The organism is Micromonospora sp. CA-248260, from assembly GCF_050942205.1.
In the GTDB taxonomy this organism is placed as follows: Bacteria; Actinomycetota; Actinomycetes; order Mycobacteriales; family Micromonosporaceae; genus Micromonospora; species Micromonospora antibiotica.
In genome coordinates, this window is sequence record NZ_CP192021.1 from 2008082 (window position 1) to 2028920 (window position 20839).

The following is a 20839-nucleotide window of genomic DNA, read 5'->3' on the forward strand; positions in this document are numbered from 1 at the left end:
CCTCCGCGCCCGACACCCAACCTCGAACAGGGACGGCCATCCATGGGAAGCACTGCCCCCGCGTACCAGGACGCCATCGCGGTCATCGGAATGTCCTGCCGATTCCCCGGCGCCGCCTCCCCGGACGAGTTCTGGGACCTGTTGGTACGCGGGGAGGAGGCGATCCGGGAAGCGCCGGCCGACCGCTGGTCCGGCGACCCGGGCACGGTCCGTCGTGGCGGCTTCCTCGACGACGTGGCCGGCTTCGACGCCCCGTTCTTCGGGGTGTCGCCCCGCGAGGCCGCCGCGATGGACCCGCAGCAGCGGCTGATGCTGGAACTGGCCTGGGAGGCGCTGGAGCACGCCGGGGCCGACCCGACGCCGCTGCGCGGCTCGTCGACCGGGGTGTTCATCGGCACGATCCAGGACGACTACGCCACCCTGACCCGGCGCGGTGGCGGCGACCCCGGCCCGCACACGCTGACCGGGCTGCACCGCAGCGTCATCGCCAACCGGGTCTCCTACCGGCTGGGCCTGGCCGGGCCGAGCATGGTGGTCGACACCGGCCAGTCGTCGGCACTGGTGGCGGTGCACCGGGCGATCGAGTCGCTGCACGCCGGCGAGTGCACGATGGTGCTCGCCGGCGGAGTCAACCTGATCCTGACCGGGGAGAGCACCGACGCCGTACGCGGCTTCGGTGGCCTGTCACCCACCGGGCGTACCCACCTGTTCGACGCCCACGCCGACGGCTACGTCCGCGGTGAGGGCGGTGGCCTGGTCGTGCTGAAGCGGCTCGCCGACGCGGTCGCCGACGGCGACCGGATCTTCTGCCTGATCCACGGCGGTGCCGTCAACAACGACGGTGGCGGCGACGGCCTGACCACGCCCAGCCAGGCCGGCCAGGAGCAGGTCGTCCAGCTCGCGCACACCCGGGCCGGCACCGACCCGGCCGACACCGGCTACGTGGAACTGCACGGCACCGGAACCCCGGTGGGTGACCCGATCGAGGCCGCCGCACTCGGTGCGGTGGTCGGCACGGCACTGGCACCCGGTGACCGGTTGCTGGTCGGCTCGGCCAAGACCAATGTGGGCCACCTGGAGGGCGCCGCCGGGGTGGTGGGGCTGATCAAGACGGCGCTCGCCCTGCGGCACGGGCTGATTCCCGCCTCCCTGCACCATGAGACGCCCAACCCGGCGATCGACTTCGCGGCCACCCGACTGACCGTGCAGACCACCCTCGCGGTCTGGCCCGTCAACCGGCCCCTGGCCGGCGTCTCGTCGTTCGGCATGGGCGGCACCAACTGCCACCTGGTCCTCGGCCCGTGGCCCGCGCCGCCCGCCGCCGTTGACGCCCCGACGTCCGTCGACGGGCCCGGGACGCCGTCGGGCACCCAGGTGGCCGCACCCGCCGTCGCCCGGGTCGTCTGGCCGCTGTCCGGTCGTACCCCGGCGGCGCTGCGCGCCCAGGCGCACCGCCTGCACCGCCATCTCACCGACCGGCCCACGGTGCCGATCGGCGCTGTCGGCCGTTCGCTGGCCGGCCGCAGCGGCTTCGACCACCGGGCCGTCGTGGTCGGCCGCGACCGTGAGGAACTGCTCGCCGGGTTGGCCGACCTCGCCGACGGCCGTCGCCGGGCGGGACTGGTCACCGGTCGGGCCGACACCGGCACCCTGGGCTTCCTGTTCACCGGGCAGGGCGCGCAACGCCCCGGGATGGGACGCGACCTGTACGACGCCTCGCCGGTCTTCGCCGAGGCGTTCGACGAGGTGTGCGCGGAACTCGACAGGCACCTGGACCGGCCGCTGCGCGAGGTCGTCTGGGACGATCCGACCGCGCTGGACCAGACCGGCTACACGCAACCCGCGCTCTTCGCCCTCCAGACGGCGCTCCACCAGCTCACCGTCTCCTTCGGGGTACGCCCCGACTACCTGCTCGGTCACTCGATCGGTGAACTGTCCGCCGGGTACGCCGCCGGGGTCTGGTCCCTGCCCGACGCCTGTCTGCTCGTCGCCGCCCGTGGTCGACTGATGCAGGCCGCGCCGGCCGGCGGCGCGATGCTGGCGATCGCCGCGCCGGAGGACGTGGTGACCGCCCACCTCGCCGACTTCGCCGCACGGCTGGACCTCGCCGCCGTGAACGGCCCGAACGCGGTCGTCGTCTCCGGCGACGCCGACGCCGTCACCGACCTCGCCGCCCGCTTCGACCAACTCGCCGTCAAGACCCGACGGCTCCGGGTCAGCCACGCCTTCCACTCCGCCCACATGGACCCGGCGCTGGACGAGTTCACCCGCGTCGCGGCCGGCATACCCGCCCGGACGCCCCAGGTGCCGGTGGTGTCGAACGTGTCCGGGAAGCTGGTGCAGGCCGAATACACCGACCCGACGTACTGGGCGGCGCAGATTCGTCGACCCGTCCGTTTCCTCGACGGCCTGCGTACGCTGCGGTCGGCCGGGGTCACCGCGTTCCTGGAACTCGGCCCGGACCCGGTGCTGACCGGGCTGGCCGAGGCGGAGCACGACGCCGGCTCCGGCAGCTCCGACGACACGGCGTACGCCGTCCTGCTGCGGCGGGACCGCGACGAGCCGACGACGGCGTTGACCGCGCTGGCCCGGCTGCACTCCCACGGTGTGCCGGTGAACTGGTCCCCACTGTGGCCGGACGCGGACCGCGCCGACCTGCCGACCTACGCGTTCCAGCGGCGACCGTACTGGATCGACACCGCCGCCTCCTCCGCCGGCACCGCCTCCACCGCCACCGCCACCGCCTCCACCGCCGGCTCCGCCGTGCCGGTCGACGTGCCTCCGTCGACCGCGCCGGAGGCACCCGCGACCGGGGCGGCGGAGGTCGACCCGGCCAGCTGGGCTGGGCGGCTGTTGGCGCTGCCCGAGCACGAGCGCCGGCCCGCCGCCGAACTGCTCGTACGTCGCCTGGTGGCCGAGACGCTCGACTATGCCGACCTGGCCGACGTCGACGGCAGTCTCACCTTCAAGGAACTCGGCATCACGTCGCTCACCGCCGTGGAACTACGCAACCTCGTGACCGCCGAAACCGGCCAGTCGTTCTCCGCCTCCATGGTCTTCGACTTTCCGACTCCGGTGTTGGTGGCGGAGCGGTTGGTGGGTTTGGTGGTGGGTGGGGTTTCGGGTGTGGGTGTTGCGGGTGTGGGTGTGGGTGAGGCGGTGGCGATTGTGGGGATGGGGTGTCGTTTTGGTGGTGGGGTGGGTTCGCCGGGGGATTTGTGGGATGTGGTGTTGGGTGGGGTTGATGTGGTGGGTGGGTGGCCGGTGGATCGTGGGTGGGATGTGGAGGGTTTGGTGGGTGGTGGGGTGCCGGGGTGGGGTGGGTTTTTGGAGGGTGCGGGGGTTTTTGATGCGGAGTTTTTTGGGGTGTCTCCGCGTGAGGCTGTGGTGATGGATCCGCAGCAGCGGTTGGTGTTGGAGGTGGTGTGGGAGGCGTTGGAGGGTGCGGGTTTGGGTGTTGGTTTGGATGGTGTTGGGGTGGGGGTGTTTTTGGGGGTGATGGGTTTGGAGTATGGGCCGCGGTTGTGGGAGGCGGGGGAGGGTGTTGGTGGGTATGTGTTGACGGGTTCGGCGGGGAGTGTGGTGTCGGGTCGGGTGGCGTATGTGTTGGGTTTGGGTGGTCCGGCGGTGTCGGTGGATACGGCGTGTTCGTCGTCGTTGGTGGCGGTGCATCAGGCGGTGGGGGCGTTGCGGTCGGGTGAGGTGTCGTTGGCGGTGGCGGGTGGGGTTGCGGTGATGGGGTCGCCGGGGATGTTTGTGGAGTTTGCGCGTCAGGGTGGGTTGTCGGGGGATGGTCGGTGTAAGGCGTTTTCGTCGTCGGCGGATGGTACGGGGTGGGGTGAGGGTGTTGGTGTGGTGGTGTTGGAGCGGTTGTCGGATGCGCGGCGTAATGGGCATCGGGTGTTGGCGGTGGTGCGGGGTAGTGCGGTTAATTCGGATGGTGCGTCGAATGGTTTGACGGCTCCGCATGGTCCGTCGCAGGAGCGGGTGATTCGTCAGGCGTTGGCGAATGGGGGGTTGTCGGCGGGTGAGGTGGATGTGGTGGAGGCGCATGGTACGGGGACGAGGTTGGGTGATCCGATTGAGGCGCAGGCGTTGTTGGCGACGTATGGTCGGGAGCATTCGGCGGAGCGTCCGTTGTTTTTGGGTTCGTTGAAGTCGAATGTTGGTCATACGATGGCGGCGGCGGGTGTTGCTGGTGTGATCAAGATGGTGTTGGCGATGCGTGCTGGGGTGATGCCGAAGACGTTGCATGTTGATGAGCCGACTCCGCATGTTGATTGGTCGTCGGGTGCGGTGGAGTTGTTGACTGAGGCGCGGGTGTGGGGGGGTGTGGGGCCGCGTCGGGCGGGGGTGTCGTCGTTTGGGATCAGTGGGACGAATGCGCATGTGGTTCTGGAGTATGCGCCGGAGTTCGAGCCGGAGCCGGTGGCGGTGTCGGGTGGTGGTGAGCCGGTGGGGCCGGTGCCGTTGGTGTTGTCGGCGCGGTCGGTGGAGTCGTTGCGGGCGCAGGCGGTGCGGTTGGCGGGTTTTCTGGGTGGTGTTGGTGGTGGGGTGTCGTTGTCGGATGTGGCGTGGACGTTGGCGGGTCGTGCTGGGTTTGCGCATCGTGCGGTGGTGGTGGGTAATTCTCGGGCGGAGTTGGTTGCGGGTTTGACGGCGTTGGGTTCTGGTGCGGATTACGTGTCGTCTCCGATTCCGACTTCGACCACGTCTCCGGTTCCGACTGCGAATGCGACTGCGTCTCCGTCTCCGAATGCGGCTCCGACTGCAACTTTGGCTTCGACTGCGGATTCGGTTCCTGCTTCGGTTTCGTCTTCGTCTTCGTCTTTGGTTCCGGTTCCGGTTCCGGTTTCTGTTCCGGTTTCGGGTTTGGTTCCGGGTTCGGGTGTGGTGTTGTCGTCGGGTGTGGTGTCGGGTGGTGTGGTGTCGGGTGGGACGGTGTTTGTGTTTCCGGGTCAGGGGTCTCAGTGGTGGGGTATGGGTCGGGAGTTGTGGGAGTGTGATGCTGTTTTTCGGGGTCGGTTTGAGGAGTGTGTGGGGGTGTTGGGTGGGTTGGTGGATTGGGATGTTCGTGGGGTGTTGTTGGAGGGTGGGGAGGAGTGGTTGGGGCGGGTTGATGTGGTGCAGCCGGCGTTGTTTGTGTTGATGGTGTGTTTGGCGGAGGTGTGGCGGGCTGCGGGTGTGGTGCCGGATGCGGTGGTGGGGCATTCGCAGGGTGAGTTGGCGGCGGCGTGTGTGGCGGGGGTGTTGTCGTTGGAGGTGGCGTTGGGTGTGGTGGTGGGTCGGTCGCGGTTGGTGGGGGAGCGGTTGGCGGGGTTGGGGGGGATGGTGTCGGTGGGGTTGTCGGTGGGGGAGGTGGGTTCGTGGTTGGTGGGTTTTGGTGGTGAGTTGGTGGTGTGTGTGGTGAATGGGCCGGGGTCGTGTGTGGTGGGTGGTCCGGTGGGTTTGTTGGGTGACCTGGTCGGGTTGTTGGAGGGTGGGGGTGTGTGGTGTCGGTGGGTGCCGGTGGATTATGCGTCGCATCATCCGGTGGTGGATGTGGTGCGGGATGAGTTGTTGGGTTTGGTGGGTGGTGTGGTTGGTGGTGTGGGGGATGTGGTGGTGTATTCGTCGGTGCGGGGTGGTGTGGTGTCGGGGGTGGAGTTGGGGGGTGGTTATTGGTTTGAGAATTTGCGGTCGGTGGTGCGGTTTGATGAGGTGGTTGGGGTGTTGTTGGGGGATGGGTTTACGCGGTTTGTGGAGTGTTCTCCGCATCCGGTGTTGTCGGTGGGTTTGCGGGAGTCGTTGGGTGTGGTGGGTTCGGGTGGTGTGGTGGTGCCGACGTTGCGTCGGGGTGAGGGTGGTGTGGGTCGGGTGTTGTTGTCGTTGGGTGAGGCGTTTGTTGCGGGGGTGGGGGTTGATTGGCGTCGGGTGGTGGGTGCGGGTCGGTTGGTGGATGTGCCGACGTATGCGTTCCAGGGGGAGCGGTACTGGTTGGAGGCACCCCGCAACACCGGCGACGACACGACCGCCACCGGCCACGCCCTGCTCGGTGCCGCGGTGGAGCTGCCCGGCTCCGGCGGGGTGGTGCTGACCGGCAGGGTGTCCCTGACCGACCAGCCGTGGCTGCGTGACCACGCGGTCGGCGACACGGTCGTCCTGCCCGGTACGGCCTTTCTCGACATGGCACTGCGCGCCGGTGACGAGGTCGGCTGTGGCCACGTCGACGAGTTGACCCTGCACCAGCCGCTCGTCCTGACCACCGGTTCCGTGCAACTGCGCGCCGTGGTCGACGCCGCTGACGACGCCGGTCGCCGGCCGGTGTCCATCTTCGCCCGGAGCGGCTCCGGCGAGACGGACTGGACGACGTGCGCCGCCGGTGTCCTCTCCGACAGTGACGACCGGGCACCGGCCGAGGGCCTGGCCGACACCTGGCCGCCGGCCGACGCGGAACCCCTCGACTGCGTCGAGCTCTACTCCGACCTGGCTACCCGGGGCTACCACTACGGCCCGGCCTTCCAGGGCGTACAGGCCGCCTGGCGGCGCGGAAACCAGGTCTTCGCGGAGGTGGCGCTCGCCGCCGAGCAGCACGCCGAGGTGACCGCCTTCGCCATCCACCCGGCGCTGCTCGACGCGGCCCTGCACGCCGGCCTGACCGACCCGGAGGCACCCGCCGCGCCGGTGGAGCTGCCCTTCGCCTGGTCCGGCGTCGCCTTGCACCGCACGGCGGCGACCACGGCCCGGGTCCAGCTCACCCGGACCGCACCCGGTGTCCTGCACCTGGTCGTCACCGACCCGACCGGCGCGGCGCTGGCCACCGTGGACACGCTCGTGATGCGGCCCATCCCCGGCGGCCTGCGGGGACCCGCCACCGACGGCGGCCTGTACGCCATCACCTGGTCACCCTCCGGTGACCGGGAGCCCGCTGCGGCGGACCCGGCGGATGCACCCGACCGGCAGGTGCTGGACCTGACCGACCGGGGGGTCGGCACCACCACCGACGGCGACGCCGCCGAGGCCGCCCGGTTGCTCGTGCACGAGGTCCACGCCGAGGTCACCCACTGGCTGACCGGGGCCGGCACCGACGGGTCCCCGGGCGGGGCCCACCCGTCGAAGCTGGTCGTGGTGACCCGGGGCGGGGTCGCGGTCGGGCCCGACGAGGACGTCGACCCGGCTGCCGCCGCCGTGTGGGGGTTGCTGCGTACCGCCCAGATCGAGCACCCGGACCGGATCGTGCTGATCGACCTGGACGACGACGAGCGCTCCCGGGCCGCCGTCACCGTCGCCGGGTTCGGCACCGAGCCACAGCTCGCCATCCGCTGCGGCGTCGAGCACCGGGCCCGGCTCACCCGGCTCGCCCCACCCGGCGACGCCTCGCGGGCCACCGCCGGGACGCGCAACGACGGCACCGTCCTGATCACCGGTGCCTCCGGGGTGCTCGGTGGGGTCTTCGCCCGTCACCTGGCCACCCGATATCCCACCCAGCGGCTGCTGCTCGTCGCCCGGCGCGGTGCCGCCGCACCCGGGATGGCCGAGTTGACCGCCGCGCTGGGCGACCTCGACGCCCGGGTGGAGGTGGCGGCCTGTGACGTGACCGACCGGACGCAGCTCGCCCGGCTGCTCGACGCGATCCCCGCCGCGTACCCGCTCACCGCCGTGGTGCACGCCGCCGGGGTGCTGGACGACGGACTGCTCACCTCCCTGCGCCCCGAGCAGCTCGACGCCGTCCTGCGGCCGAAGACCGCGGCGTGGCACCTGCACGAGTTGACCCGCGACCTCGACCTGGCCGAGTTCGTGCTCTTCTCGTCGGTGACCGCGACCCTGGGCAACGCCGGTCAGGCCAACTACACGGCGGCGAACGGCTTCCTGGACGGCCTGGCCGCTCACCGACGCGCCCACGGCCTGCCGGCCACCAGCATCGCCTGGGGCCTGTGGGCCACGGCCTCCGGCATGACCGCCCACCTGAGCCGGACCGACCTGAACCGGCTGGGCCGCGACGGGATCGGCGCGTTGGACGAGGCGGCGGGCCTGGCGCTGTTCGAGGCGGTCCGGGCGGGCCACCCGACCGGCCCGGACCCGTTGCCGGCGACCGTGGTCGCCGCCCGGCTGGACGAGGCCGCGCTCCGCGCGAAGGCGACCGCCGGGCTGCTGCCCGCCCTGTTCGGGGACCTGGTCCGGGTCGCCCCACGCCGGGTGCGGGCGACCGCCGGTGTCGACGCCGGTCAGTCCTGGGAGCGGCGGATGGCGGCGCTCCCTGCGGCCCGGCGTCGGGAGGCGGTCACCGAGCTCCTGCGCGGCGCGGTGCTCACCGTCCTCGGACACGACCCGGCCGGGACGATGGAGGCCGACCGCACCTTCAAGGACTTCGGCTTCGACTCGCTCAGCGCGGTCGAGCTGCGCAACCGGATCGGGGCCGCCACCGGGATCACCCTGCCGGTCACCCTGGTCTTCGACCACCCCACCCCGGCCGCGCTCGCCGAACACCTCGACCAGCGGGTCTCCGGCGGCACCGGTCCCGCCCCGACGCCGGTCGCCCCGACGGTCGGGCCGGCCGACGAACCCATCGCGATCGTGGCGATGGGCTGCCGCTACCCGGGTGGTGTCGAGTCCCCGGAACAGCTGTGGCGGCTCGTCGCCGACGGTGTGGACGCGGTGGGCGGGTTCCCCCGCAACCGGGGCTGGGACATGTCCGGTCTGCTCGACTCCGGCTCGGACGGGCCCGGCACCAGCCACGCCGACCAGGGTGGTTTCCTCTACGACGCCGACCGGTTCGACGCCGACTTCTTCGGCATCAACCCCCGCGAGGCCGCCGCGATGGACCCCCAGCAACGGCTGCTGCTCCAGACCGCCTGGGAGACGTTCGAACGGGCCGGCCTGCCGTCGGCCACCCTGCGCGGCAGCCGTACCGGCGTGTTCGTCGGGGTGATGTACGGCGACTACGGGGCCCGGCTCGCCACCGCGCCCGAGTCCTCCGAGGGCTACCTCTACAACGGCAGTGCCGGCAGTGTCGCCTCGGGACGCATCGCGTACACCTTCGGGTTGGAGGGGCCGGCCGTCACCGTCGACACGGCCTGCTCCTCGTCGCTGGTGTCGGTGCACCTGGCGGCGCAGGCCCTGCGTCGGGGCGAGTGCACGATGGCCCTCGCCGGTGGTGTCACCGTGATGGCCACCCCCAAGACGTTCATCGAGTTCAGCAGGCAGGGCGCGCTCTCCACCGACGGCCGGTGCCGGGCCTTCTCGTCGTCGGCGACGGGCACCGGATGGGCCGAGGGGGTCGGTCTGCTGCTGCTCGAACGGCTCTCCGACGCCGAACGCAACGGGCACGAGGTGCTCGCCGTGTTGAGCGGCTCCGCCGTCAACCAGGACGGGGCCAGCAACGGGATGACCGCGCCGAACGGGGCGGCCCAGCGTGCGGTGATCCGGCAGGCGCTCGCCTCGGCCGGGCTCACCGGCGTCGACGTCGACGCGGTGGAGGCCCACGGCACCGGCACCCGGCTCGGCGACCCGATCGAAGCCGAGGCCCTCATCGCGACGTACGGCGTCGGACGCTCCCCGCAGACGCCGCTGTGGCTCGGCTCGCTCAAGTCCAACATCGGCCACGCGCAGGCCGCCGCCGGGGTGGGTGGTGTGATCAAGATGGTGCTCGCGATGCGCCACGGCACCCTCCCGCGCACCCTGCACGTGCAGGAGCCGACGCCGCACGTGGACTGGTCGGCCGGCGCGGTCCGCCTGCTCGACGAGGCCCGGGACTGGGTCGCGGTGGCCGACCGTCCCCGCCGGGCGGGCATCTCGTCGTTCGGCATCAGCGGCACCAACGCCCACGTCATCGTCGAAGCTCCCGCGCCGGCCGGACGCCCCGGCGACGACGTCCCGGACAGCCCGTCCGCCGACGCGGGGAAGGAACCGGCCGGGGTAGCGCCGGGCACGGACGATGGCGGTGCCGGGGCGGCGGCCCTCCCGGTCCTCGTTCCCCTCTCGGCGCGTACCGCCGAGGCACTGCGCGGTCAGGCCCGCCGGTTCGCCGCCGCCCTGGCCGACCTGCCGCCCGGCTCCGACGGGCAGCGGGCGCTGGTCGCGGACACGGCGTACACCCTGGGTCGGCGGGCGGTGTTCGCGCACCGCGCGGTGCTGGTCTGCCGGGACCACGACGGCCTGCTCGCCGGCCTGTCCGCGCTCGCCGACGGCGGCGTGGCCGGCGGCGTCGTCACCGGGCGCGGCACACCCGGCGGGTTGGCCCTGATGTTCACCGGGCAGGGCAGCCAGCGTCCCGGCATGGGCGCCGAGTTGTACGCCACCGAACCCGTCTTCGCAGCGGCCTTCGACGCGGTCTGCGCCCACCTCGACCCCTACCTGGACCGTCCCCTGCGCGCAGTGGTCTTCGCCGCCCCCGACTCGGCCGACGCCGCGCTGCTGGACCGGACCCGCTACACCCAGGCGGCCCTGTTCGCCGTGCAGACGGCGCTCTACCGGCTGGTCGAGCGGGCCGGCATCGTCGCGGACCGGCTGATCGGCCACTCGATCGGTGAGGTCGTCGCCGCGCACGTGGCCGGGGTGCTCACCCTGCCCGACGCGTGCCGGCTGGTGGCGGCCCGCGGCCGGCTGATGGAGTCGGCCCCCGAGGGCGGCGCGATGATCTCGATCCGGGCCGACGAGGCCACCGTGACCGCCCTGCTCGGGCCGGACGCGCACCGGTTGAGCATCGCCGGGATCAACGGCCCGGAGTCGGTGGTCGTCTCCGGCGACGCCGACGCGGCGCAGCGGGTCGCCGAGCGGTGCCGGGCCGACGGCCTCGGCACCCGGCAGCTGCGCGTCAGCCACGCCTTCCACTCCGCACACATGGACGGTGTGCTGGCGGAGTTCGTCCGCCTCGCCGGCGAGTTGACCTTCCACGAACCCGAGATCCCGATCGTCTCCAACGTCACCGGTCGCACGGCCACCACCGAGGAACTGACCTCACCCGACTACTGGGCCCGTCACCTGCGCGGCACGGTCCGGTTCCACGACGGGGTCCGCACCCTGCACGCCGACGGGGTCCGGATCTTCGTCGAGCTGGGACCGGACCCGGTGCTCGCCGCGATGGTGCAGGGCAGCATCGGCGGTGCGGAGCCGGCACCGGTGACCGTGGCCGCGTTGCGGACCACCCAGCCGGAGCAGGACACCTTCGCGGCGGCCGTGGCGACGGTACTGGCCAACGTCGAACACCCCGACCCGGTGGCGGTGCTGGCCGCGCGCAATCCGGCCGGCCGGCTGGTCGCGTTGCCCACCTACCCGTTCCAGGCCACGCGGCACTGGCTCGACGCCCCGGCCCCGGTCGGGGACACCCGCGCCGCCGGCCAGGACACCGCGGGTCACCCCCTGCTCGGTGCCGTGGTCGAGTTGGCCGACGGGGCGGGTGAGCTGCTCACCGGTCGACTCTCGGTGGCCGACCAGCCGTGGCTGGCCGACCACGCGGTCGGCGGGGTGGTCACGCTGCCCGGCGCGGCGATCGCCGACCTGGCCGTCCGGGCTGGCGACCAGGTCGGGTGCGGGCGGGTCGACGAGCTCACCTTCCGGACGCCGATCGTGCTGCCGGCGCAGGAGGCCGTCCGGCTCCAGGTCACCGTCCGGCCGGCCGACGGGTCGGGGCGTCGGGCCTTCACCGTGCACACCCAGCCGCAGGACCGCTCCACGCCGTGGCGGCTCAACGCCGACGGAGTGCTCGGCACCGAGGCGGCCACGCCCGCCGGGTGGCCCGAGGGCGACGCGCCGTGGCCGCCGCACGGGGCGTCGCCGGTGGACCCGGACGCCCTGCACGCCGACCTGGTGGCCGCCGGCCTGGCGATCGGCCCGGCCTTCGCGGGCGTACGGGCGCTCTGGCGGGCCGGTGACGTCCACTACGCCGAGGTGGCCCTGCCCGACGAGGTGTCGTCCGACGCCGCCGGTTTCGGCCTGCACCCGGCGCTGCTCGATGCGGCACTGCGCGCCGTCGCGTTCGGCGTCCCACCGACCGACCGGCTGCACCTGCCGTTCACCGTCGCCGGTTTCGCCCTGCACGCCGGCGGCGCGACCACCGCCCGGGTACGGCTCGCGCCGGGCTCCGGGGCCGGCACCGTCTCCGTGTCGTTGGTCGACCCCGCCGGTGCGCCGATCGCCGACATCGACGAGTTGGCCCTGCGGCCGTACCAGCCGGACAGCGGGCCGACGGGTGGCCTCTACCGTCTCGACTGGCACCCCGTGGCGCTGCCGGCCGTCGACCCGAGCCCGCACCCCCGGTGGGCGGTGCTCGACGACGGTCGCGTCCTGGCCGACTCGGCGGCGGAGCTGCTCGGCCCGGCAGCCCTCTTCGTCGACATGACGGCCGTCCACGAGGCGGTGACGAACGGGGCCCCGCCGCCGTCGGTGATCGTGGTCGACGCCGTCTCCTCGATCGCCACGAGCCGGGCGATGGCCGCGCTCGCACCGCCGTTGGCCGCCGAACGGGCCGTCGCCGACACGCTGGAGTTGTTGCAGCAGTGGCTGGCCGACGACCTGCTCGCGGACGTCGGTCTGGTGGTGCTCACCGAGCTGGCGGTCGCCGCGCGCCCGGGTGAGACGCCCGATCCGGCGATGGCCGCGGTGTGGGCGATGCTCGGTAGCGCGCAGAGCGAGCACCCGGGCCGGATCACGGTGGTCGACGTGGACGGCACGCCGGCCTCGATCACCGCCCTGCCGATGGCGCTGGCCGCCCGGGATCCCCGGCTGGCCCTGCGTGACGGCGTCGCCCTCGCTCCCCGGCTCGCCCCGCTTCCCGCCCCGGCCCGGACCGCCGGGGACCGGCCGGACCCGACGGCCACGACGGGTGACCGGCTCGACGCCGACGGCCCCGTGCTGATCACGGGTGCGACCGGCGCGGTGGGGGCCGTGCTCGCCCGGCACCTCGTCGCACAGGGTGTCCGTCGGCTGGTGTTGACCGCCCGGCGCGGCCCGCAGGCGCCCGGCGCGGCGGAACTGCTCGCCGACCTGACCGCCGCCGGTGCCACCGCCACCGTCGTCGCCTGCGACGTCGCCGACCGGGACCGGTTGGCCGAGGTGCTCGACGCGTACCAGCCGGGTGCGGTCTTCCACGCCGCCGGTGTGCTCGACGACGGGGTGCTCACCGGGCTGACCGCGCAACGCTGTGCCGCCGTGCTGCGCCCCAAGGCCCGGGGCGCGTGGAACCTGCACGAACTCACCCGGGGTCGACGCCTCTCGGCTTTCGTGCTGTTCTCGTCGGTGGCCGCCACCGTCGGGACCGCCGGTCAGGCCAACTACGCGGCGGCCAACGGTTTCCTGGAGGCGCTGGCCGGGCAGCGTCGCGCCGAGGGACTTCCCGGCCTGGCCGTCGGCTGGGGGCTGTGGGGCACCGGCGGTATGGCCGGCGAGCTGGGCGCGGCGGACCGGGCCCGGCTGGCCCGCATCGGCATCTCCCCGATGGCCGCGGCCGATGCGCTGGGCCTGCTCGACGAGGCGCTCGCCGGGGTCGACCCGTACCTCCCGCCGGTCGTGGTGGCTGCGGCGTTCGCGCCGGCGGCACTACGCGCGGCGGCCGGGGCCGGTGGGCTGCCGGACGTCCTCACCGCACTGGCTCCCGTGGTGCCCGTGCCGGCCCGCCGGGCGGCGGCCGTGAGCTCCGCCCCCGGGAACGACCCGGGCAGTCTCACCGACAGCCTGGCCGCCCTGTCGACCCAGCAGCGTGGCGAGCGGCTGCTGGACCTGGTCCGCACGGAGATCCGCGGCGTCCTGGGTTACACCGACGCGGAGGTCGTGGACGACGAGCGCAGCCTGCGCGACATGGGTTTCGACTCGCTCACGGCGGTGGAGCTGCGCAACCGGCTGAACACCGTCACGGGACTGCGGCTGCCGACCACGCTCGTCTTCGACTTTCCGACCGCGGTGGCGCTGTCGGAGCAGATCGGCACCCGTCTGGTGCCGGAGACCGGTGAACCCGCCGGAGCGGTGCTGGCCGTGCTGGACCGGCTGGACGCTCTGCTGGCCACCCGCGACATCCCCGACGGGGAGGAGGACGACATCGGTGAGCGACTGAGGAATCTGCTGTGGAACTGGCAGGGCCGGCAGGGCGGCGACGAAGCCGCCGGGGGCGCCGACGAACTCGACACGATCGACGACGACGACCTGTTTCACACATTGGACCGGGAGCTCAGCGGTCCGCATCCGGATCGGCTCCCCTGACCGGCACGCGACCGTGTGGTCGGCACCGGCAACCGCATCATGAGGCATGGAAGGGAAATATCTTGAATAGGCTGCGCGGAAACCCGTGGGCGGTGCTGGCGACACTGTCGATCGGTTTCTTCATGACCCTGTTGGATCTCACGATCGTCAACATCGCCATCCCGGACGTGATGTCCGACCTGGGCGCCTCGTTCAACCAGGTGCTCTGGGTGATCAGCGCGTACTCGCTGGTCCTCGCCGTCCTGTTGATCACGACCGGGCGGCTCGGTGACCTGAAGGGACCACGGCTGCTGTTCCTCACCGGTACGGCGCTCTTCACCCTGGCGAGCGTCTTCTGCGGTGCGGCACAGAACCCCGGCCAGCTCATCGGGGCGCGGGCCGTGCAGGGCATCGGCGCGGCGATGATGGTGCCGCAGACCCTCGCGATGATCATCGGTATCTTCCCGCCGCAGCGGCGGGGCACGGCCATGGGCGTCTGGGGTGCGGTCGCCGGTGTCGCCACCATCTCCGGTCCGACCCTCGGCGGTCTGCTGGTGTCGACCTTCGGCTGGCGGTCGATCTTCTTCGTCAACGTGCCGTTGGGCATCGCCGTGCTGGTGCTGACCCCACTGCTCATCCCCAACATGAAGCCGGACCGCAAGCACCGCTTCGACGTGGTCGGCGTGCTGATCGCCACCGCGGCGCTGTTCTGCGTGGTGTTCGCCCTCAACGAGGGGGAGCGTTACGACTGGAGCGCGAAGATCTGGGCGTTGCTCGCGGTCGGGGTGGTGTTGATCGGCGTCTTCATCGCCCACCAGCGCACCAAGCAGGACGACGAACCGCTGGTGCCGTTCGCGTTGTTCCGGGACCGCAACTACACGATCATGAGCATCAACGCGGCCGTCGTCTCGATGGCGATGCTCGGACTGGTCCTGCCGATGAACCTCTACCTCCAGCAGGTCCTGGGGATGGACGCATTGCACGCCGGCCTGACGCTGGCACCCTCGCCGCTGGTCGCGATCATCGTGTCCCCGTTCGCGGGTCGGCTGTCGGACCGTATCGGCGGCAAGTTCGTCCTGCTCTTCGGTCTGACCATGTACGCCATCGGCATGGTCATCCTGGTCAGCCTGGCCCAGTTGGACAGCAAGTGGTACACCTTCCTGCCCGGTCTGCTCGTCGCCGGCGCCGGCACCGGGTCGTTGCTGGCGCCGATGGCGACCGAGGCGATGCGCGGGGTCAACCCGCGGCTGGCCGGAGCGGCGTCCGGGCTGAACAACACGGTGCGGCAGCTCGGTTCGGTGCTCGGTCTGGCGATCGTCGGCGCGCTGATCCAGAGCCGGCTCGCCACCACGGTCCGGGAGGAGGCGACCGCGCAGGCCGGGCAGTTGCCGGCGGATGTGCGTGACCGGTTCGTCGACGCCGGGGTGCAGGCCGGGGCCGGTGGTCCCGGTGGCATCTTCGGTCACCTGCCGGGCGACCTGCCGGACCAGCTCCGGGCCCAGATCGCGACGGTCTTCACCAACGTGTACGACCATGCCTTCCTGTCCATGTTGAAGACCAACTTCCTCTTCCCGATCGCCATCGTCGTGGTCGCGGCGGTGCTCACCACGTTCGTCCGGCGGCGGCCCCCGGCCCCGACCCCGCCGGGCACCGCGGTGCCCGCACCGGCGCCGGCCGCTGCGGCTGCGGTGGCCCCGACCGAGGCAAGCCGGACGTAGCACGGCTGACACCCGAGACGACGTGTCCCTGGTCCGCAGTCGCGGCCGGGGACACGTCGTTTCGGGTCGGGCGGGGTTCAGAAGACCAGCACCCGGTTGTCGTACTGGAGCAGCCGGTCGGCGCAGTGCCACTCGACGGCTCTGGCCAGGACGGTCCGTTCCACGTCCGCGCCGAGCCGGACCAGGGTGGCGGTGGTGTCCCGGTGCGAGGTGCGGATCACGTCCTGCTCGATGATCGGCCCTTCGTCCAGCGCGGCGGTGACGTAGTGCGCGGTGGCGCCGATGAGCTTCACGCCGCGCTGCCGGGCCCGCTCGTACGGGCCGGCGCCGGGGAACGCTGGTAGGAACGAGTGGTGGATGTTGATCACGGGGACGCCGACCTTCTCCAGGAACCCGCCGCTGAGGATCTGCATGTAGCGGGCCAGCACGATCAGGTCGCACTGCCCGGCCAGCAGGTCGGCGAGGGCACCCTCGGCGGCGTCCCGGGCGCCGGGCCGGACCGGGACCTCGTGGAAGGGCACGCCGAATCCGGTGACGGTGTCGCGCAGGACGGGGTGGTTCGAGGCGACCAGGGTGACGTCCGCGGCCAGCTCTCCGCGCCGCCACCGCCAGAGCAGGTCGACCAGGCAGTGGTCGGCCCGCGAGGCCAGGATCGCGATCCGTTTGACCTGTCGGGCGTCGCTGAACCGCCACCGCATGCCGAACGGCTCGGCGATGGCGGTGGCGAACTGGTCGCTCAGGCCCGCCCGTCGCTCGGGTGCGATGGTGAACTCGGTACGCAGGTAGAACTGACCGCCGCTGGGTTCGCTGGTGTACTGGTCCAGCTCCACGATGCTGGCTCCCCGCAGGTGCAGGAACCTGGCCACGGCGGCGATGATCCCCGGCTGGTCGGGGCTGGACACGATGAGACGAAGGGTGTCGACCGACATCTGCTCTCCTCGACGATCTCGGGGTGCCCGGGAAGGTGACACCCCGACGCCGAGCCTGCCCTGCGGACCTAACGCGGATCCTGCGTCGTGCCGTCGTGCCGTCGTTCACCCGTCCGTCGGGCTCATCCGTCGCTCGCCTCGGTGCCACCGCGGAGCCGCAGGAGCGCCTGCGGGGTGAGGCTGCGGGCGAGGGTCTCCAGGGCGGCGGTGATCTCGGCGATCCGCTGCGGGTCGTCGGTGCCGAGTGCCGTGGCCAGCGCGCCGTCGATCGAGGCGGCCCTGATCTGGACGACCCGGTCGGAGACCTGCTGTGCGGTGTGCAGCAGCAGCCGTCGCCGGTCGTGGGGGTCGGCCACCGCGTCGATGGCACCGGCCTTGCGCAGGCGTGCGGCGCAGACCGACACCTTGCTCTGCGGGAAGCCCGTCCGCTCGGCGATCTCGCTGACCGAGGTGCCCGGATGGGCCCGGATGTCGCTTGCCACGATGAGCACCGAGCGGTGCAGCGCCGGGTGGGGGTCTACCCCCTCGGTGGGGATCGCCTCTTCGCCGATCTTCATGAGGGTGCGCCCCAGGAGGAACAACTCGATGCCGTTCACCCGTTCAGAGTACATCAGAAACGATCCATCATTCGAGATGCATCTGATACGATGCTTTTATCGGCGCGAGGCCCGCCCGTCCGTCAAGCGCATGGAGATGCACATGTCCGCAACCGACACCCTCCGGACCGGTACGCTCGCCGTCGCCGGCGCCCGCCTCTACCACGAGGTCCGGGGCAGCGGCCCGGTCCTGCTGATCGGCCAGAGCGGTGAGGGTGACGCCCGCCGGACCGCCGACCTGGTCGCACAGCTCGCCGACGCGTACACCGTGGTGACCTACGACCGGCGCGGGCTGTCCCGCAGCGCGCTCACCGACCCCGACCGGCCGGTGACCCTGGCCGACCACGCGGACGACGCCGCCCGCCTGCTGGCCGCCCTCACCGACGAGCCGGCCGCGATGCTCGGGTGCAGCCTCGGTGCCTCGATCGGGCTCCGCCTGGCCGTCCACCATCCCGGCCGGCTGCACACGCTGGTCGCCCACGAACCGGTCTCGCCCCGGCTGCTGCCCACCGGCGAGCGGACCCGCCACGAACGCGAACTGCTCGACGTCCAACGCCTCTACGCCGCCCGTGGACTGACCGAGGCCATGCGCGAGATCGCCCGGGTGCTCGGCATCGACCCGACCTGCCAGCAGGCCGAGCCCGACCTCACCCCGCAACCGTTCACGCCGCGCCGGGTCGCCAACTTCGACACGTTCATCCGCCGGGACTTCACCGCGATCGTCGGCGACGACCTGCGCCCGGCCGACCTGCCCGGCTGCGGCACCCGGATCGTCCCGGCCGTCGGTGCCCGCACCGCACCGGAGGTCTTCGACCGCCGGTGCGCCGACCGGCTGGCCGAGCTGCTCGGGACCGCACCGGTGGTCTTCCCCGGCGGCCACAACGGCAACACCACCCACCCCCGGGGGTACGCGGCCACGCTGCGCCGGGTCCTCACCGCCGCGCAGCGCTGACCGGCGGAGCCGACCACCCACCGTGCGGCGTGGCACCGGGGCGCCGACCACCCGCCGTGCGGCGTGGCACCGGGGCGCCGACCACCCGCGGTGCGGTCCCGCGTGCCGGTGGCGCATCGGCGGCCGGTGCCGGGGTGGGACGGTTCAGCCGCGACTCCACCGCTGGCTGGTCGCGCCGTTGCAGTCCCAGATCTGGGTACGGGTGCCGTTGGCCGTGCCGTTGCCCACCAGGTCCAGGCACCGGCCCGAGCCGACCGCCGTGACGGTGCCGTCGGCGTTGAAACGCCACTTCTGGTTCGACTGGCCGTTGCAGTCCCAGATGATCACCGACGTGCCGTTGGCGGTGCCGGCGTTGTTGACGTCCAGGCACTTGGTGCCGTAGACCCGCAGCTCCTGGCTTCCGGTCGAGGTCCACGACTGGTTGGCCTGGCCGTGGCAGTCCCAGACGATGGCGGTCGCGCCGTTGGTCTGCGTCGCGCCGTTGACGTCGAGGCACCGGCCGGCGGAGACGCTGCGTACGGCCGACGTCGTGCCCGGCGGGGGCGTCGTCGGTGGGGGAGTGGTCGGCGGCGGGGTGGTCGGGGGTGGCGTCGTGGGCGGCGGGGTGGTGGGCGGGGGCGTGCCGCCGCCGGTGACCAGGAACATCGCCGCGCCGTGCGCCGGCACCGAGGCGCTGATCGTGCCGGTCGACGTCGAGCTGCTGTGCGCCCACAGGTCCCGCACCGCGTAGGACGACGCGCTGCCGAGGCCGAGCGCGCTGGCCGTGGTGGTGACGGTGGCCGTGCCGCCGCCCCGGTTGAGCAGCACCGTGGCCACCCCGCCGGAGGACATCGGCTTGCGCCAGACCTCCAGGTCACCGCTGTCACTGATCTTGTAGCCCTGCCGGCCGCCCCAGTCCTGGTTGACCGCGATGACGTCGGTGTTGGTCAGGATGGTCCGGGTGGCCGCCGACATGGTGCGCAGGTCGTTGCCGGCCAGCAGTGGGGCGTTCAGCAGCGCCCACAGGCTGAAGTGGGCCCGCGACTCGGTCTCGGTGGGGCCGTTGCCGACCTCCAGCATGTCCGGGTCGTTCCACGCGCCGGGACGGGCGTACGAGTCCTTGCCGACCTGCTGGTCGAGGATGCCCATGATGGAGTTCCAGTTGCCGCCGATGTCGCCGGTGTTGCGCCAGGAGTTGCCCACCGACGCGCCCCAGGTCCAGACGCTGTCCTGGCCCCAGTTGCACAGGCTGTAGAGGATCTGCCGGCCGGTCGCCGCCAGCGCGTCCCGCATCGCCGTGTAGCGCTGCTGTCCGCTGCGACCGAGGTGGTCGCCGCAGTTGTCGTACTTGAGGTAGTCGACGCCCCAGGACGCCCAGAGGTTGGCGTCGCGCTGCTCGTAGTTGATGCTCGCCGGGTAGCCGGCGCAGGTGGTGGTCCCGGCCGAGGAGTAGATGCCCAGCTTGAGGCCCTTGCCGTGGACGTAGTCGGCGAGCGCCTTCATGCCGCTGGGGAACTTCGCCGGGTCGGCGACCAGGTCGCCGCTGGCGTTGCGCTGTTTGGTCGACCAGCAGTCGTCGATGTTGACGTACTCGTAGCCGGCCGCCGCCATGCCGCTTGTCACCAGCGTGTCGGCGGTCTGCCGGATGAGCGTCTCGTTGACGTTGCAGCCGAACGAGTTCCAGTCGTTCCAGCCCATCTGCGGGGTGCGGGCCAGGCCGTTCTCCAGCGCCTGCGCGGGCGGGGCGCTGCCGAGCACCGCCGCGCCGGTGACCACCGCCGTGCCCAGGGTCGCCGCCAGCAGTACGGGGGACAGCAGGGCGACTCGTCGTCTGAACATGCGCACGCTCCTTGCCGGGGTGCAGGCCACGATTCGTAATACATCGACGTTCGCCAACGTAATTCGTCTGACATCTGACGTCAATACGCGCCCGTCGACCGTACCCGGGGCCGGCCTGCGCCGCCCTCGCCCGGGCCGCACCGCCCGCCGCCCGCCGTCCGGGGGTCGGTCACCGGACGTCCGGGCTGCACACCTTCCAGTCGCCGTCCTGCCGCTCGACGTTCAGCCCCACCGTCCGGGGTGCCTGGTCCGAATAGGTGACCTCGGCGGTCACCCACCGCAGGGTCGGTCCCTCGCTCAGGCGCTTGACCGTCACGTCGGTGATCCGGAACCCGGTCACCCCGTACCCGGCCGCAGGACGGTCCAGCCAGTCCGCCCGCGACTCGCGGCGTCGGTCGGCCGCACACAACATGTCGTACGCGCCGTTGTCGTCATGCCTGACCACTGCGGACAGGTAGGCGTCGGCGGCGGCGCGGATGCCGGGCTCCTCCCTCGCGTCCTTGTGGGACAGGTAGAAGCCGGCGGCCGGTGTGCCACAGCAGAGCAGCACGCCGACGCCGACGATAGCGATGACGAAACCCCGGTCGGAGAGGTCCTTCTCGGCCACCGCACCGACGGTACGGGCCGGCGGCAAGGTGCCCGCCGGCCCGGCCGCGACGGGTGTCCACCGTGCACCAC

Annotated in this window: 7 protein-coding genes; 3 read left to right on the top strand and 4 right to left on the bottom strand. The window is 72.2% G+C overall.

The genetic code is table 11. The features are described 5' to 3' along the window. Positions 1 to 42: 42 nt before the first annotated feature. On the top strand, positions 43 to 14169 hold the full coding sequence (locus ACQP2H_RS09055; RefSeq protein WP_433232066.1) for a type I polyketide synthase: 14127 nt from the start codon (positions 43 to 45) through the stop codon (positions 14167 to 14169). Between the two features lie 62 nt (positions 14170 to 14231). Continuing rightward, positions 14232 to 15866, top strand: a complete 1635-nt coding sequence (locus ACQP2H_RS09060; RefSeq protein ID WP_219469041.1) for a DHA2 family efflux MFS transporter permease subunit — start codon at positions 14232 to 14234, stop codon at positions 15864 to 15866. Between the two features lie 77 nt (positions 15867 to 15943). On the opposite strand, the gene purU is transcribed toward ACQP2H_RS09060, so the two are convergent. Together purU and ACQP2H_RS09070 are read right to left on the bottom strand one after the other, a co-directional pair. Further along, on the bottom strand, positions 15944 to 16795 hold the full coding sequence (gene purU / locus ACQP2H_RS09065; RefSeq protein WP_219469045.1) for a formyltetrahydrofolate deformylase: 852 nt from the start codon (positions 16793 to 16795) through the stop codon (positions 15944 to 15946). A 122-nt stretch (positions 16796 to 16917) separates the two neighbouring features. Then, the gene (locus tag ACQP2H_RS09070; RefSeq protein WP_208569094.1) at positions 16918 to 17406 is read right to left on the bottom strand and encodes a MarR family transcriptional regulator; all 489 of its coding nucleotides are present in this window, start codon (positions 17404 to 17406) and stop codon (positions 16918 to 16920) included. An 88-nt stretch (positions 17407 to 17494) separates the two neighbouring features. Here ACQP2H_RS09070 and ACQP2H_RS09075 point away from each other — a divergent pair, with 88 nt between their 5' ends. Continuing rightward, positions 17495 to 18343 carry an alpha/beta fold hydrolase gene (locus tag ACQP2H_RS09075; RefSeq protein ID WP_219469047.1) on the top strand — a complete coding sequence of 283 codons (849 nt, stop codon included), beginning with the start codon at positions 17495 to 17497 and terminating at the stop codon, positions 18341 to 18343. Between the two features lie 144 nt (positions 18344 to 18487). Here the strand turns inward: ACQP2H_RS09075 and ACQP2H_RS09080 are convergent, their stop codons facing one another. Together ACQP2H_RS09080 and ACQP2H_RS09085 are read right to left on the bottom strand one after the other, a co-directional pair. Beyond that, positions 18488 to 20161, bottom strand: a complete 1674-nt coding sequence (locus ACQP2H_RS09080; protein ID WP_433232071.1) for a glycoside hydrolase family 27 protein — start codon at positions 20159 to 20161, stop codon at positions 18488 to 18490. A gap of 169 nt (positions 20162 to 20330) precedes the next feature. Next, entirely contained in the window at positions 20331 to 20768 is a 438-nt protein-coding gene (locus ACQP2H_RS09085; RefSeq protein WP_219469051.1) for an Rv0361 family membrane protein, read from the bottom strand. Positions 20769 to 20839: the final 71 nt, after the last annotated feature.